This window comes from Rhizobium sp. 01T437, from assembly GCF_056398505.1.
This window is the reverse complement of sequence record NZ_JBFTPM010000004.1, coordinates 144,952-158,762: the sequence shown is the minus strand read 5'-3', so window position 1 is coordinate 158,762 and position 13,811 is coordinate 144,952. Positions and strand designations below refer to the sequence as shown.

Annotated in this window: 16 protein-coding genes; 5 read left to right on the top strand and 11 right to left on the bottom strand. The window is 61.3% G+C overall.

Annotated features, from left to right (window positions below):
• Nucleotides 1-11: 11 nt before the first annotated feature.
• On the bottom strand, nt 12-956 hold the full coding sequence (locus AC1DM5_RS09395; RefSeq protein ID WP_477818270.1) for a GlxA family transcriptional regulator: 945 nt from the start codon (nt 954-956) through the stop codon (nt 12-14).
• A gap of 130 nt (nt 957-1,086) precedes the next feature.
• On the opposite strand from AC1DM5_RS09395, the gene AC1DM5_RS09390 reads away from it, so the two are divergent.
• The gene (locus AC1DM5_RS09390) at nt 1,087-1,884 is read left to right on the top strand and encodes an SDR family NAD(P)-dependent oxidoreductase (protein WP_477818271.1); all 798 of its coding nucleotides are present in this window, start codon (nt 1,087-1,089) and stop codon (nt 1,882-1,884) included.
• A 197-nt stretch (nt 1,885-2,081) separates the two neighbouring features.
• Here the strand turns inward: AC1DM5_RS09390 and AC1DM5_RS09385 are convergent, their stop codons facing one another.
• Both AC1DM5_RS09385 and AC1DM5_RS09380 read right to left on the bottom strand, forming a co-directional pair.
• Nucleotides 2,082-3,056 (bottom strand): threonine ammonia-lyase, encoded by a 975-nt coding sequence (locus tag AC1DM5_RS09385; protein ID WP_477974893.1) that lies wholly within the window; start codon nt 3,054-3,056, stop codon nt 2,082-2,084.
• Nucleotides 3,057-3,125: 69 nt separating this feature from the next.
• The gene (locus AC1DM5_RS09380; protein WP_477818273.1) at nt 3,126-4,184 is read right to left on the bottom strand and encodes an AraC family transcriptional regulator; all 1,059 of its coding nucleotides are present in this window, start codon (nt 4,182-4,184) and stop codon (nt 3,126-3,128) included.
• Nucleotides 4,185-4,333: 149 nt separating this feature from the next.
• Here AC1DM5_RS09380 and AC1DM5_RS09375 point away from each other — a divergent pair, with 149 nt between their 5' ends.
• Nucleotides 4,334-5,041: a hypothetical protein gene (locus tag AC1DM5_RS09375; RefSeq protein ID WP_477818274.1), complete on the top strand. Its 708-nt coding sequence runs from the start codon at nt 4,334-4,336 to the stop codon at nt 5,039-5,041.
• Between the two features lie 8 nt (nt 5,042-5,049).
• Here AC1DM5_RS09375 and ggt read toward each other — a convergent pair whose 3' ends face one another.
• On the bottom strand, nt 5,050-6,792 hold the full coding sequence (ggt, locus tag AC1DM5_RS09370) for a gamma-glutamyltransferase (RefSeq protein WP_477818275.1): 1,743 nt from the start codon (nt 6,790-6,792) through the stop codon (nt 5,050-5,052).
• 62 nt (nt 6,793-6,854) lie between these two features.
• Entirely contained in the window at nt 6,855-7,709 is an 855-nt protein-coding gene (locus tag AC1DM5_RS09365) for a helix-turn-helix transcriptional regulator (protein ID WP_477818276.1), read from the bottom strand.
• Nucleotides 7,710-7,823: 114 nt separating this feature from the next.
• On the opposite strand from AC1DM5_RS09365, the gene AC1DM5_RS09360 reads away from it, so the two are divergent.
• Nucleotides 7,824-8,540, top strand: coding sequence for an SDR family oxidoreductase (locus tag AC1DM5_RS09360; RefSeq protein WP_477818277.1), 717 nt, complete (start codon nt 7,824-7,826; stop codon nt 8,538-8,540).
• A gap of 4 nt (nt 8,541-8,544) precedes the next feature.
• On the opposite strand, the gene AC1DM5_RS09355 is transcribed toward AC1DM5_RS09360, so the two are convergent.
• The gene (locus tag AC1DM5_RS09355; protein WP_310383568.1) at nt 8,545-8,910 is read right to left on the bottom strand and encodes a winged helix-turn-helix transcriptional regulator; all 366 of its coding nucleotides are present in this window, start codon (nt 8,908-8,910) and stop codon (nt 8,545-8,547) included.
• A 106-nt stretch (nt 8,911-9,016) separates the two neighbouring features.
• On the opposite strand from AC1DM5_RS09355, the gene AC1DM5_RS09350 reads away from it, so the two are divergent.
• Together AC1DM5_RS09350 and AC1DM5_RS09345 are read left to right on the top strand one after the other, a co-directional pair.
• Nucleotides 9,017-9,346, top strand: a complete 330-nt coding sequence (locus AC1DM5_RS09350) for a nuclear transport factor 2 family protein (protein WP_477818278.1) — start codon at nt 9,017-9,019, stop codon at nt 9,344-9,346.
• Complete coding sequence (locus AC1DM5_RS09345) at nt 9,343-10,146, top strand: SDR family oxidoreductase (RefSeq protein ID WP_477818279.1); 804 nt, start codon at nt 9,343-9,345, stop codon at nt 10,144-10,146. The genes AC1DM5_RS09350 and AC1DM5_RS09345 overlap by 4 nt, the downstream gene beginning before the upstream one ends.
• Here the strand turns inward: AC1DM5_RS09345 and AC1DM5_RS09340 are convergent.
• The 5 genes from AC1DM5_RS09340 to purE form a co-directional block, all read right to left on the bottom strand.
• On the bottom strand, nt 10,098-11,147 hold the full coding sequence (locus AC1DM5_RS09340) for an alpha/beta fold hydrolase (protein ID WP_477818280.1): 1,050 nt from the start codon (nt 11,145-11,147) through the stop codon (nt 10,098-10,100). The genes AC1DM5_RS09345 and AC1DM5_RS09340 overlap by 49 nt on opposite strands.
• Before the next feature lie 78 nt (nt 11,148-11,225).
• The gene (locus AC1DM5_RS09335; protein WP_113181450.1) at nt 11,226-11,843 is read right to left on the bottom strand and encodes a tetratricopeptide repeat protein; all 618 of its coding nucleotides are present in this window, start codon (nt 11,841-11,843) and stop codon (nt 11,226-11,228) included.
• 99 nt (nt 11,844-11,942) lie between these two features.
• Complete coding sequence (gene ykgO, locus AC1DM5_RS09330; protein ID WP_007826467.1) at nt 11,943-12,068, bottom strand: type B 50S ribosomal protein L36; 126 nt, start codon at nt 12,066-12,068, stop codon at nt 11,943-11,945.
• A gap of 177 nt (nt 12,069-12,245) precedes the next feature.
• Entirely contained in the window at nt 12,246-13,313 is a 1,068-nt protein-coding gene (locus AC1DM5_RS09325; RefSeq protein WP_477818397.1) for a 5-(carboxyamino)imidazole ribonucleotide synthase, read from the bottom strand.
• Nucleotides 13,310-13,804 (bottom strand): 5-(carboxyamino)imidazole ribonucleotide mutase, encoded by a 495-nt coding sequence (gene purE / locus AC1DM5_RS09320; RefSeq protein ID WP_007826471.1) that lies wholly within the window; start codon nt 13,802-13,804, stop codon nt 13,310-13,312. Before purE ends, AC1DM5_RS09325 begins: the two co-directional genes overlap by 4 nt.
• Nucleotides 13,805-13,811 lie beyond the last annotated feature (7 nt).

Sequence of the window (13,811 nt, the reverse complement as noted above, 5' to 3'; positions counted from 1 at the left end):
TGCCGGGTGCATCACGCCAGCAGTTCCTGCTGTGCCGCCCGGCGGATCGCCTGCGGCGGCTGGCCAAAAGCCCGCAGGAAGGCGCGACGCATGCGCTCGCGATCGGCAAAGCCGGTCTCGCGGGCGACGACCTCGATCGGATGGCGGCCCTGTTCCATCATCAGGCGGGCCGCCTCCAGCCGCAGGTTCTCGACCGCTTTTGCCGGTGATTGGCCCGTTTCGGCGCGGAAGGCACGACTGAACTGGCGGGGGCTCAGATGCGCGGCCTCCGCCAGTTCTTCCACCGAGAGCGTGGATTTCAGATTGCTGCGGGCATGCGCAAGCGCTTTCTGGATGCGGTCGGATTTCGGCTCCAGTTCCAGAAGGGCGGAAAACTGCGACTGGCCGCCGGCGCGACGATGATAGACGACCAGCTTGCGGGCAACAGCGCGGGCGATTTCCAGGCCGTGATCTTTCTCGACCATGGCCAGAGCCAGATCGACACCCGCCGTCATACCCGCCGAGGTCCAGACGGAACCGTCGATGATGTAGATTCGGTCCTCTTCCATCCTGATTTCAGGGTAACGGCTCTGCAGTTCGCGGGCGAGATACCAGTGGGTCGTGGCGCGGCGGCCGTCGAGAATGCCGGCATCGGCGAGCAGGAAAGCGCCGGTGCAGATCGATGCGAGGCGACGAGTGGCGGCAAGTGCGGAGCGAATGAACTTTGCTTCCGCCTCGTTGGGTAGCTTGATGTCCGGCGCCCCGGCGACGATCAGTGTGTCGAAACCGGGATCGCCGAAGGCTTCCGTTTCGACGATCATGCCCAGCGAATTGGCGATGGGACCGCCGGTCTCCGAGAGATAATGGATGTCGTAGACTTTCTCGCCGATCTCGAGATTGGCGAATTCGAAGGCCGAGACGGCGGCAAGGCTCATGATCTGGAAACCGGGAAAAAGCAGGAAGCCGATTTGCTGCATGGTCATCATGTCCTGAAAAGTGGATGTCTTAAAAGGTGGTATATATGACATTTGGGACATCGGCAATCGGGCGTAAAACTCTCCTCAAGCGCAAGGCAATCGGGCTGGCGCACGAAATGGAGAAACGATCATGGCACAAGAACATAAGGGTACGGCGCTGGTCACAGGCGCCTCTTCGGGCATCGGCGCGATCTATGCACACCGGCTGGCGAAACAGGGCTACAATCTCATCCTCGTCGCCCGCAATGGCGAGCGGCTGAAGGCGCTGGCAAGCCGGCTGACCGATGAGACGGGCCGGACCGTCGAGACGCTTTCCGCCGATCTTGGCAAGAAGGACGATCTTGCCAAGGTCGAGAAGGTGCTGAAGGAAGATCAGAGCATTACCATGCTCGTCAATAATGCCGGCTTCGGCGGTACGGCGCCGCTGCTCGCGTCCGACGTCGACAAGATGCAGGAAATGATCGAACTCAACGTGACGGCATTGACGCGGCTGACCTATGTTGCTGTTCCGGGCCTTGTTGCCCGCGGTGGCGGCACAATCATCAACATCGCCTCGATCGTGGCAATCGCGCCCGAGGTCCTCAACGGTGTCTATGGCGGTAGCAAGGCCTTCGTCCTCGCCTTCAGCCAGTCGCTGAAGCACGAGCTTGCCGACAAGAATATCCGCGTTCAGGTCGTGCTGCCGGGTGCCACGGCGACCGAATTCTGGGGCATTGCGGGCACGCCGGTCGAGCATCTGCCGGGCGAGATCGTCATGTCGGCGGAAAACATGGTCGATGCCTCGCTGGCGGGTCTTGCCGAGGGAGAATTTGCGACGATCCCGGCGCTTGAAGATGCCGGCTTGCTTGCTGGCTATGAACAGGCCCGCCAGGCGCTGATGCCGAACCTGTCGCGTTCGGCTCCGGCCGCGCGCTACAAGATCGCCTGAAGACGATCGATAGCGAAGACATCGTCCGCGGCAGGTCGACAGCAGCAGGGTGAGAAGATGTCTCCTGGAAACCTCGGAACGAAGACGCCACATGACGGCAAGACGAGGTTTTCGTTGTTTCCCAGGTGAGGGAGACCCCGATCATGATCGAGGTCGTCGCCGATCGCGATCAGGGTCTTCGAGAGCGTTATCGAGCGTTAGCCGAAGCGTTCCAGCGCAGTGGTGAACACGTCGGCGTCGATATTGCCGCCGGAGGTGACGACAACGGCCGTGTCGCTATCCAGCTGGTCGCCGTGGAAGAGGGCGGCAGCAAGAGCGACGGCTCCGCCCGGCTCGACGACGATCTTGAGGCGGGTGAAGGCGAGGGCTACGGCGCGTAGCGCCTCATCATCCGTCACGACAATACCCCGTCCGGCCAGACGCTTGAGGATCGGGAAGGTGATGTTGCCCGGTTGCTGCGTGACGATCGCATCGCAGATCGATCCGCTCATGGTGGCGTTGCGCTCGATCTTGCCCGATGCAAGCGATCGCGTGGTGTCGTCGAAATTTTCAGGTTCGCAGGGACGGACACGGAAGCTCGGTGCACTCGCTTCCAATGCCAGGGCGATGCCCGAACTCAGGCCGCCGCCACCGCAGGGAWCGAGGACTTCGGCATTCCTGACGCCTTCCTCTTCCGCCTGTTCGGCGATTTCCAGCCCGGTCGTGCCCTGGCCGGCAATGACCAGCGGTTCGTCGAAAGGCTTGATGAGCGTCAGTCTGCGTTCGGCCGAAAGTCTCGCGCCGATTTCGTCGCGGTCTTCGTTGGCGCGGTCATAGAGCACCACTTCGGCGCCGAAGGCGCGCGTATTGGCAATCTTCAGCTTCGGCGCATCGCTCGGCATGATGATGACGGAGGGGACGCCGTGCAAACGGGCGGCAAGCGCAACACCCTGGGCATGATTGCCGGAGGAGAAGGCGATGACGCCCTTCTTGCGCAGCTCCGGATCAATGCCCGAGACGGCAGACCAGCCGCCGCGGAACTTGAAGGAGCCGGAATGCTGCAGGCATTCGGCCTTCACAAGCAGTCGCCGGCCGGCGATTTCATCGAGAAAGGGGGAGGAGAGAAGCGGCGTGCGCCGCGCATGTCCGCGCAGGCGGGCCCTGGCGGCAACGATCATTTCAATGGAGGCCATGGGAATCTCTTCTGCTTTAATGCCGCTCATGCATAGAGCGCGCATCTTTGCTTGTGAACGGCGACTTTGTCACGGTGACATGAATATGACATTGGACGCAGCGCCACCCGATTCCCGCGGGACGCGCCGCTTTCTGAATTGTGTGGGGTTTTCGCCATTCATGCGCGCGAATTCGCGATTGAAATTGGACTTGCTGATGAAGCCGGAGTCGAACATCACCTGCGTTATCGGATGATCGGTGCCGACCAGTTGCTCGCAGGCGGCGCGGATGCGGAAGTCGTTCACATATTGCGAGACGCTCATGCCGTGGATGCGGTTGACAGCCGTGGAGACGCGCCGGGCCGGGAGATTCATCTTGCGGGCAATGCGGGTGAGATTGAGATCGGGATCCCGATAGAGCTGGCGGGCGCGCATCAGCGTATCGAGTGCGGCGGCGACGGCCTCGTCTTCTTCTGTTGCCGGCGGCGGCGGTGGCTCCTCAGATGTCGCTTCCATGCTGCTGCCGCTACTCGCCACCGAAGCAGCGGTGCCAAGGATCAGCAGCGCGATGACGTTGCCGAGTGCGACGATCGCGCCCGCATGAATGCCGCCGGTCTTGGTGAAATCGAAGCTGATGATGACGTCGGTGACGGCGGAGGCGATGAGGGCAAAGCCGGTGATCTGCAGCGAACGATAGGAAAGCACCGCACCGTCGAGGCGGGAGGCGACGAGCGCATCTGGACCGTGCCGGGCAAGCCAGAGCAGCGCTGCACCATAACCGAGAAAGATCAGAATGATGGCAAGACTGATCGGCTCTGGATAGAGCGCGATCAAGACGACGATTGAGGCCGTCGGCAAAAGGTGTGGCCAGAAACGGGAAAGGGTGGGTTGCTCTTCCATAGCAAGCCCCTTGAAGCAGACCCAGGCGAGGGCCGCGATTGTTGTCGCGATCAGCGATTGAATCGGCATGATCGCGATGACGTCGTAACCCCAGCGGATGCCGATCACTACGGATTGGAGGATGTAGAACCCGATCAGCAGCAGGAAAGGCCGCTTTTCGGCGAGCGATCCATCTCCCTGCCGCAGCATGCGGATCAGCAGGATGGCAAGCAGCAGAGCCACGACGAAGGGCAAGGGAACGAAGATCATCGGCGATATCCGGCAGGAACAATGATCCCAGAATGAACCCGATTGCGTTCGCGGTCGACCCGGATCGTGATCGAGGTCTCGAAATAGGGGCTGAAAATCCATCCTGAAAGTGCCCTCGACGGGAGGGCCTCATTCATGGACGGATTCCGATGATCATTCTTCTTGTCATGCCGGTGCTTCTGGTAGCTTCTGCAGCCGCTCTGCCGGACAAGGTATCGACAACTGCAATTCCCGATCTTTCCGGCGTGCGTGCGATTGCCATCAGCGGTGACGCAAGCTCGATCAACATCACCACGCGAAGCGACCAGCCCTATGGCGCATCACTCAGCGGGCGACGGAAGGGCTGGTTCTCGTCCTGGTATTCGAGCTGGTATTTTGCCGATTGCCGCGACAACAGCAACATGCGGGTCGAAAACACGGTCTTGCATATCGATATCGCCGCATCGTCGTGGCTGGACCCGTCCGACTGCGTGATCGAGGTCAATGCCAATGTGCCTGCTGGTGCTGCTCTCCGGATCGATCAGAGCGCTTTTACGGCAAGGCTCACAGGGCATTTTTCCGAGCTCGCGATTGCCGGAAAGGCGGCTGACATCACATTGGACGGCCATGCCGGGGGCATCGATATTCGCGCCGATGCCGTGCGGGCTTCCCTCGATTTCGACAGGGTCGAAGCGGACGAGAGAGTATCGATCCGCGCTCGTGCTCTCGATGCCTATCTTGATTTCGGAGACAGCGCGCCGGTCGATTACAAGGTGACGGCAAAGGCTTCCTGGGTCGATGCCCTGCAGCCAAGCGTGCCGGGCGCCATGCCACGTGTCGAGATCGATGGCGATTTCGTTCGGGTCAGGATCCGCTAAGCGGCTGTTCAATAACCGCTGGCTGAGCCTTCGGTCGCGCGGTCGTCCATTGCGCCATTGTAGCGGGCGCCGCCGCCCTTCTGGATGGCTGCAAGGCTCTTGCCGCCGACGAGAATACCGGCGGCCTGCCCCCAGACCGGAGCATCAACGCCGCCATCGAGTTTGTAGCCCATGGCGGCGAGCGCCTTTTCGGTATCCGGCGAGAGCGCAAAAGGCTCCAGGTAGACGGTGTCCGGCTGCCACTGATGATGGATGCGCGGGGCGTTGACCGCCTGGCTGATGTTCATGCCGAAATCGACAACGTTGAGGATCGCTTCCAGGGTGATCGTAATGATGCGCGAACCGCCGGGGCTGCCGATCACCATGAAGGGCTTGCCATCCTTGGTGACGATCGTCGGGCTCATGGAAGAAAGCGGCGTCTTCTTCGGCGCGATGGCATTGGCTTCACCCTGTACGAGGCCATAGAGGTTCGGCACGCCGGGCTTGGAGGTGAAGTCGTCCATCTCGTTGTTGAGCAGCACGCCGGTGCCGGGTGCGACGACGCCGGCGCCGAAGGAGCCGTTCAGCGTATAGGTCACGGCGACTGCATTGCCCTCGTCATCGATAACAGAATAATGCGTCGTCTCGGTGCTTTCCTTGCCGCCGAGCGGCTTCAGATTGGCCGAGGTGCCGGCCCTGTACGGATCGATCTTGGCACGAATTGACGCCGCATAACTTCTGTCCAGCAGTTTGGAGACGGGATTGTCGATGAAGTCAGGGTCGCCGAGTGCGGCGTTGCGGTCCACATAGGCATAACGCATGGCCTCGACCATGATGTGGACGGTTTCTGCCGATCCGTAGCCGAGATAAGAGAGCGGATAGCCTTCGAGGACGTTCAAGATCTCGCAGATAATGACGCCACCGGAGGAGGGCGGCGGCGAGGAAATGATGTCATAGCCGCGGTAATTACACTCGATCGGCTTCAGTTCCCGCACCTTGTACTGCTCGAAATCCTCCTTGGCGAGAATGCCGCCCTTGGCTTGGCTGGCATTGACGATTGCCTCGGCAGGCGCACCTTTGTAGAAGGCATCGGGGCCTTTTTCGGAGATGGATTGCAGGACAGCCGCAAGATCCGGCTGCACCAGCTTTTCGCCCGACGCATACGGGCTGCCACCGGCCTTCAGGAAGATTTTTGCGGCCTCTTCATCCTTGGCGAGCCGTTTGGCGCTGCTCGCGAAAGTGGCTGCATCGCCCTGCTCCAGCGTAAAGCCTTCCCTCGCATATTTCAGGGCGGGGGCGATGAGGTCTTCACGCTTCTTGGTACCGTATTTCTCGCGGGCTGTCTCAAAGCCCATGACCGAACCTGGTGTGCCGACGGCGAGATAACCATCGAGACTGGCGCGTGGGACAATGTCGCCTTTGGCATCGATATACATGGTCTTGGTTGCGGCAAGCGGCGCGCGTTCGCGGAAATCAAGGAAGGTCGTTTTTCCATCCTTCATCCGGATCGTCATGAAACCACCGCCGCCAAGATTACCGGCCGTCGGATAGACGACAGCCAGTGCGTAGCCCACCGCGACCGCGGCATCAACGGCATTGCCGCCGCTCTTGAGCACGTCGACGCCGACATCGGTTGCCAGATGCTGGGCGGTGACGACCATGCCATGCTCAGCTTCGACAGGTGCCGGCGAGGCGGCAAAAACCGGCAACGGCGCGAGGCAAAGTGAAATGGCGGCGAGAATGGCGACGGATTGTCTGGGAAGGCGGTCCATGAATTTCCCCTCAAAGGACGGCGATGGGAAAGATATGGCGTCACTTCTGCGGCAGGCAATGATCAGGCAAGAAGCTCGGCGAGTTTCCTGTTCGTGTCGTGCTCGTCGAGAGGCGTGTAGACGATCAGCTTCATGTCCGGCTGGCTCATCAGCGCAAGGCCGGTATGCTCGAAGGACATCAGGCCCTTGACCGGATGGTTCAGGCGCTTCATGCCGGTGAGCGGAGCCACGACCTCATGGCGTGGCCACCAGGCACGGAATTCCGGACTTGCCTGCTGGAGCAGACCGATGAGCCGCTCGAAATCCGGGTCGCCGGCATAATGGGCGCTGTCGGCGCGGAACATGGCGAGCGAGACGCGGGCGACGGCCTCCCAGTCGACCAGCAGGCTGCGATGGAAATCATCGGCAAACAGCCGGTGCATGGTGTTGCGCTCGTCCGGCCCCAGCCGATCATAACCGCCGAAGAGCAGGTCGGCGGCACGGTTCCAGGCCAGCACGTCCCAGCGGCGACCCAGCACATAGGCCGGCTGCTGGGTCAGATTATCCAGCATCCGGCGCAGCGGCTCATCGACCACTTCCGCCGCTGACGAAAGCGGCTGCGGCGACTGGCGGCTGTTTAGGGTGAAGAGATGCAGGCGTTCGGCCTCATCAAGACGAAGCGCATCCGAGAGCGCATTCAGCACCTGCGGGGAGGGGCGGATGTCGCGCCCCTGTTCCAGCCAGGTGTACCAGGTGGTGCCGACACCGGCGATCATGGCGAGCTCTTCGCGCCTGAGCCCCGGCGTGCGGCGGCGAAAACCGTCGGGCAGGCCGACATCGGCCGGGCGGAGGCGCTCACGGCGCGAGCGCAGGAAGGCCGCTAATTCGCGACGGCGGGCTTCGAACGTGTCCAGCTTCTGATCCATGGCGACGATCATATCAGTATCGATACCAGGATAAAATTAGGCCTGTTTGCGATTTTGGGACTCCGCAAGATGAGAGCGCTCCCGGCAATGAAAGCCGGAAGTTCGATCATCCAAAGGAGTATTCTCATGTCATTGCAGCACGCAGTCGTTATCGGCGGCTCTTCGGGTATCGGCCTTGCCTCAGCGAGACTGCTTCTGGAACAAGGATTTCGGGTCACCATCGCTGCACGGGACGAGGCGAAGCTCAAGGCATCGGCTGATCATCTTTCCGGCGAGATCGGAATGATTGCCATTGATGCCCGAGATCCCGCCACCGTGAAGCAGGCCTTCGAAGGTCTCGGATCCTTCGATCATCTCGTGCTGGCGCTGGGCAGCGGCCATGGCGCCGGTCCTTTCGCGACGCTCGACATGGCCGACCTGCTCGCCGGCTTCAAGACGAAGCTCATCCCGCATGCGGCGACGGCGCAGGCGGCTCTGCCGTTCCTGCGGCCAGACGGCAGCATTACTTTCGTGTCCGCCGTTAGTGCGCAGGCCGCGATGCCGGGAACCGCAGGCCTTGCCGCCGTCAACGCGGGGATCGAGGCGATGGTGCGGGTGCTCGCCGCCGAGTTGAAGCCACTGCGCGTGAATGGCGTTTCGCCCGGTGTAATCGATACGCCGTGGTGGGATTTCCTGCCCGCCGAACAGCGCCAGGCCGTGTTCCAGGATTTTGCCGGGCGCACGCCGGTCGGTCGCATCGGCCAGCCGGATGATGTCGCCAAGGCCGTCGCTTTCCTGGTCTCGAACGGCTTCATGAGCGGTCATGTCCTGACCTGCGATGGCGGCATTCACCTCGCGGCTTGAACGCTCAAACGGTCCCGTCGACGGCTTCCTCGGGTGCGAAAACCATGCCGGTCAGATCCTTGTCCTTCAGGGCGGCCCATTTCAACAGGGCGTCCAAGGCGGGGCAAAGGGCCTGACCCCAATCCGTCAGGCGATATTCCACCTTGGGCGGAACCTGATGATGGACGATGCGCAGCACGATGCCATCATTCTCCATCTGGCGGAGCTGCTGGATCAGCATCTTTTGCGAGATGGCGGGAATGGCGCGTTCGAGATCGGAAAAGCGCAGCACCTTGCCGCCGAAGAGGTGGAAGAGAATGATGAGCTTCCAGCGCCCTTCCAGAATCTTCAGCACGTTTTCGACGCCGGTTGCGGCGGAATAGGGTGTCATCGCAGTACCTTACTTTCAGGTAAGTACCTGACTTTTTTGTAGGTTCTTGTCATCTGGTAAGCCTATGCCCATTTTTTTCGCGGAGCAACCGAAGAGGAGTTTCCGAATGAGTATACAGCTTCCGAAACCGCTGGCCGCCTATTACGCCGCCAAGGATCAGAAGGATGTCGACGGCATGCTTGCCTGCTTTGCGGCAGATGCCAGCGTACACGATGAGGGCGAGGACAGGCGCGGTCATGTCGACATCCGCGAATGGATGGAGGAGACGACGCGCAAATATGGTGTGACGGTCGATGCCAGGGAGATTTCCGGCGACGCCGATAAGCCGGTTGTGGCTGCGCTGGTCTCCGGGAATTTTCCGGGCAGCCCTGTCACACTATACTATCACTTCACGCTTGCCGGCGGCGCAATCAAGCATCTGGAGATCAATGCATGACTGTCGTACCGGCATTTTCGTTCGATCCGAACGAGTTCACCGGCAAGCGCGTTCTTGTCACAGGCGGCACGAAGGGCATGGGCGAAGCGATCGTGCGGCGACTTTCCGTAGCCGGCGCACGCGTTGCGACGACCGCACGTTCGCCGCTGCCCGAAGGGCAGACTTCTGCGCTCTTTGTTCAGGCGGATATCAGCACGGCGGAAGGCGTGAATAGCGTCGCGTCGAGGGTGCTGGAGGTCCTCGGCGGTCTCGATATTCTCGTCAACAATGTCGGCGGTTCATCGGCACCAAGCGGCGGCTTTGCAGCGCTGTCGGATGCGCATTGGCAGGCGGATATCAATGCCAATCTGCTCGCGCCGGTGCGGCTCGATAGGGCATTCCTGCCCGGCATGATCGAGCGTGGCCACGGCGTCATCATCCATATTTCCTCGATCCAGAGGCGGCTGCCGCTATATGAAGCCACACTTGCCTATGCGGCGGCCAAGGCAGGATTGTCGAATTACAGCAAGGGATTGTCGAAAGAGGTCGGGCCGAAGGGCGTTCGCGTGAATACTATCGCGCCGGGCTTCATCGAGACCACGGCTGCCACCGCCCTGATCCGGCGCATCGCTGATGAGGCTGGCACCGATGAAGATGGTGGCCGCAGGCTGTTGATGGAATCGCTGGGCGGCATACCGATCGGCCGGCCGGGCCGCCCGGAAGAGGTGGCGGAGCTCGTGGCCTTCCTGGCCTCGCCCCGCGCCGCCTCCATTCATGGTGCGGAATATACGATCGACGGTGGCACCGTTCCGACCGTCTGATTGATGGAAGAGCCGGCAAGCCGCTCTTCCGCCTTGCGGGCAATCGCTGCAAGATCACGCGGCTTGCCGGCAATCTTCTCCATGGCGGCAATGGCGACGTCGGTCGCAAGATAGTCAGGCTTGTGGCCGACGCCCCTGACCATGATAAGTTCCGACCCCTTGATATCCCGCGCCAATCCACGCGAATGCAGATGCTCCCAGACGATTTCGTCCTTGTCACCGGTGATGATGACGGTTGGCGCTGATATTTCGGAATAGTGTGGCGCGTTGGCCGTCAGATATTCATGGAGCCGTTTGAAGTCGGTGGCGTTGTTGTAAAAGGCGCGCGGCCGCAGCACCAGCGACGGACCGGTCTTGGCAACGTAATCGAGAGGCCGGGGATTGGGATGGAAGATGTTCAGCGTGCCACGTTCCAGCCGCCGCAGGCCGAGGGGCACGACGACCGCATGATTGAAGAACCAGCCGACAAGCGGTGTTGTCGCGACATGATAATACCAGTCGATGCCGCCTGGCCATGGATGGGAGGCCGGCGCGAGGAACAGCAGGCCGGCTGTCTTCTCGGGATGGCGGACACCGAAGGCCGCGGCGATTGCGCCGCCGAAGGAATGGCCGATGATAACAGCCTTTTCGATGCCGCGCTTTTCCATCAGTTTGGCAATGGCATCGGCCTGGCCTGAGGGCAGCGCGTTCTCCGGCCCGCCACGTTCCGAGTAGCCGTGACCGGGTCGATCGACGAAGAGCATCTCGGCGCGGCCTTCCAGTGGTTCGCGAAAGGCGCCGGTCTGGTCGAGCAAATTGCCGCTTGCTCCGTGAATGAAGACCAGGGGCGGAAGATCGGCGGTGTCGGGGCGCGGAACATGCACGGCATTCATGTGATAGCCGCCGATATCAGTCAGTTCGCCGATATTGGGATAGGCGTGTTCGAACTGGCGGGCCTTGTAGGAGGAATAGCCGATGGCGGCGGCGATGGGAGCGAGGAGGGCAGAGATTTCGGCAAGCATGGCACTAACCGCACAGTGACGATATCATTGAGCTAAGATTGTGCGCCTTCCTACGCCGTCAAGTGCGCGCCGGATCTGTCAGGTGCGGCTGCCGGCAAGCTTTTCCGAGAGCGTGCTGACCTGCTCCTGCGCGGTGCGATCGGCGGGGTAGACATCCAGAACGCGCTCCCAGGCCTTGAGGGTGATCTGGTCATTGCCCGTGGTGGCGAGGATAGCCGCCATGCCTGACAGGGCGCCGAAATGGCGGGGCTCTATCTTCAACACCTGTTCGATGTCGGCCATCGATTTGCGATAGTTGCCGAGTACGAAGTTCAGCGTTGCACGACGGTTCCAGCTTTCGGCATAGGTGGGTTTCAGGGCGATGGCTTCATCGAGAAAATCGAGCGCTGCCGGATTGCGCTTTTCCTCGATCGCCTTGTCGGCCCATTGCATCAGGAGATTGATCGTCGCGCTGTTGGAATCGTTCCATTCCATGCGGATCTGATTGGCGATGCTGCTTGCCTTGTCGGGGTCGCGCTCACGCTTCAGCTGCCCATAGAGCTGGTCGAGACGTTGCTTTGGAGACGAATCGGAATCGGCCGGCTGTTCGACGATAACGTCCTTCTGCTGAGCCATAGCGGGGAGAGCAGGAGCGAACAGGGTGAGGGCAAGCGGCAGCGCCGCTGAGGTCAAGGCAAAAAAGCGCATGGCGGACATATTAGCCCGCCATCGCTGAAGATCAAACAAATTTGGCGTGATCACCGAAGCGACCAACCGATATGCCCGCCTGAGGGCAGGCAAACCGGATACGCGCAATCAGCCCTGACGAGCCTTGTAGCGCGGGTTCTGCTTGTTGATGATGTAGATGCGGCCCTTGCGGCGAACGAGACGGTTGTCACGATGACGCGCCTTGAGCGACTTGAGCGAATTCTTGATCTTCATTTTTCTGATCCGCGATGTTTCTGGGGGAATTCACATTCGCCCGTGTCATTTAACAATCAAAAGCGCGCCGGCTGGGCGCGCTCTTTAGGTGGGGGAGCAGATAACCCGACCTCCGCCTTGTGTCAACCACGTGAAGGCTTTTTTCCGTGGGTTTCAGGCGCCGGCAGGGCGAACGGCTCAGCAGGCTTTGCCCGTCAGTGTCGTCACGTGGCCCATCTTCCGGCCGGCGCGCGCTTCGGTCTTGCCGTAGAGATGCACCAGCGTGTTGTCACGCTTCAGCCAGTCCGGAACGGCAAGGATATCGTCGCCGATCAGGTTCTGCATCACGCAATCGGAATGGCGGTGCGGATTGCCGAGCGGCAGGCCGGCGACGGCGCGGATATGTTGCTCGAATTGCGAGACGACGCAGGCGGCTTCCGTCCAGTGGCCGGAATTGTGTACGCGAGGCGCCATCTCGTTGGCGATCAGGCTGCCATCGGCCAGCACGAAGAACTCGATGCCGATGACGCCGACATAATCGAGCGCGGTGAGAATCTGTTCGGCAGCCTTGCGCGCCGCATCGGCGGTGGCGGCGGAGATTGTCGCCGGAATTGTCGACGTATGCAGGATGCCGTTGCGGTGCACGTTTTCGGCCGGGTCGAAACAGAGCACAGTGCCGTCGGTGGCGCGCGCGGCGATGATCGAGACCTCCCGTTCGAAGGCGACGAAGCTTTCGAGGATGAGCGGCACCGAGCCGAGTTCCGCATAGGCGCCCTCAGCACTGTCGGCTGCTGACCGGAAGACCTTCTGGCCCTTGCCGTCATAACCGAGGCGGCGGGTCTTGAGCACGCCCTGGCTGCCGAAATCCGTTAGCGCCGAATCGAGATCGGCCTGACTGTCGATCGCATGGAAACGAGCCGTCGGGATGCCGCAACCATTGATGAAGCGCTTTTCGACCAGTCGGTCCTGCGCAGCTTCTAATGCCCTCGGCGGCGGATAGACAGGCACGCTCTTTGCCAGCATTTCGGCAGCGGCGACAGGCACATTCTCGAATTCGTAGGTTACGACATCGCAGAGCCCAGCCAGTTCGGCGAGCGCTGAAGGGTCGTCATAGGCAGCAACGATCTGCTGGTTGGCGAGCTGAGCGGCAGGGCTGTCGGCCTGCGGCTCCAATATGATTGTGCGGAAGTTCAGCCGGGCTGCGGCCATGGCGAGCATGCGGCCGAGCTGGCCGCCGCCGATGATGCCTATTGTCCTGACCATCAGAGATCGTCCATCGGATATTCGGCGACGGAGGCGCTCTGGCGCTCGCGCCATTCGTCGAGGCGCTCTGCGATTTCCTCGTCCGAAAGGGCAAGAACTGCCGCAGCAAGAAGTGCTGCATTGATCGCGCCGGCCTTGCCGATGGCAAGCGTGCCGACGGGGATGCCGCCCGGCATCTGAACGATGGACAGCAGGCTGTCCTGGCCGGACATTGTCTTTGATTGCACGGGCACGCCGAAGACCGGCAGAGGCGTCATTGCCGCCGTCATGCCCGGAAGGTGAGCCGCGCCGCCTGCGCCTGCGATGATGACCTTGAAGCCCTCGGCACGTGCGCCCTTGGCGAAGGTTACAAGCCGGTCGGGTGTGCGATGAGCCGAGATAATGCGCGCATCATACTCGATTTCCAGCGCCTCCAGCGTATCGGCAGCATTCTTCATGGTTTCCCAGTCGGACTGGCTGCCCATGATAATGGCGACTGGCGGTCTGTCTGTCATCGTCACA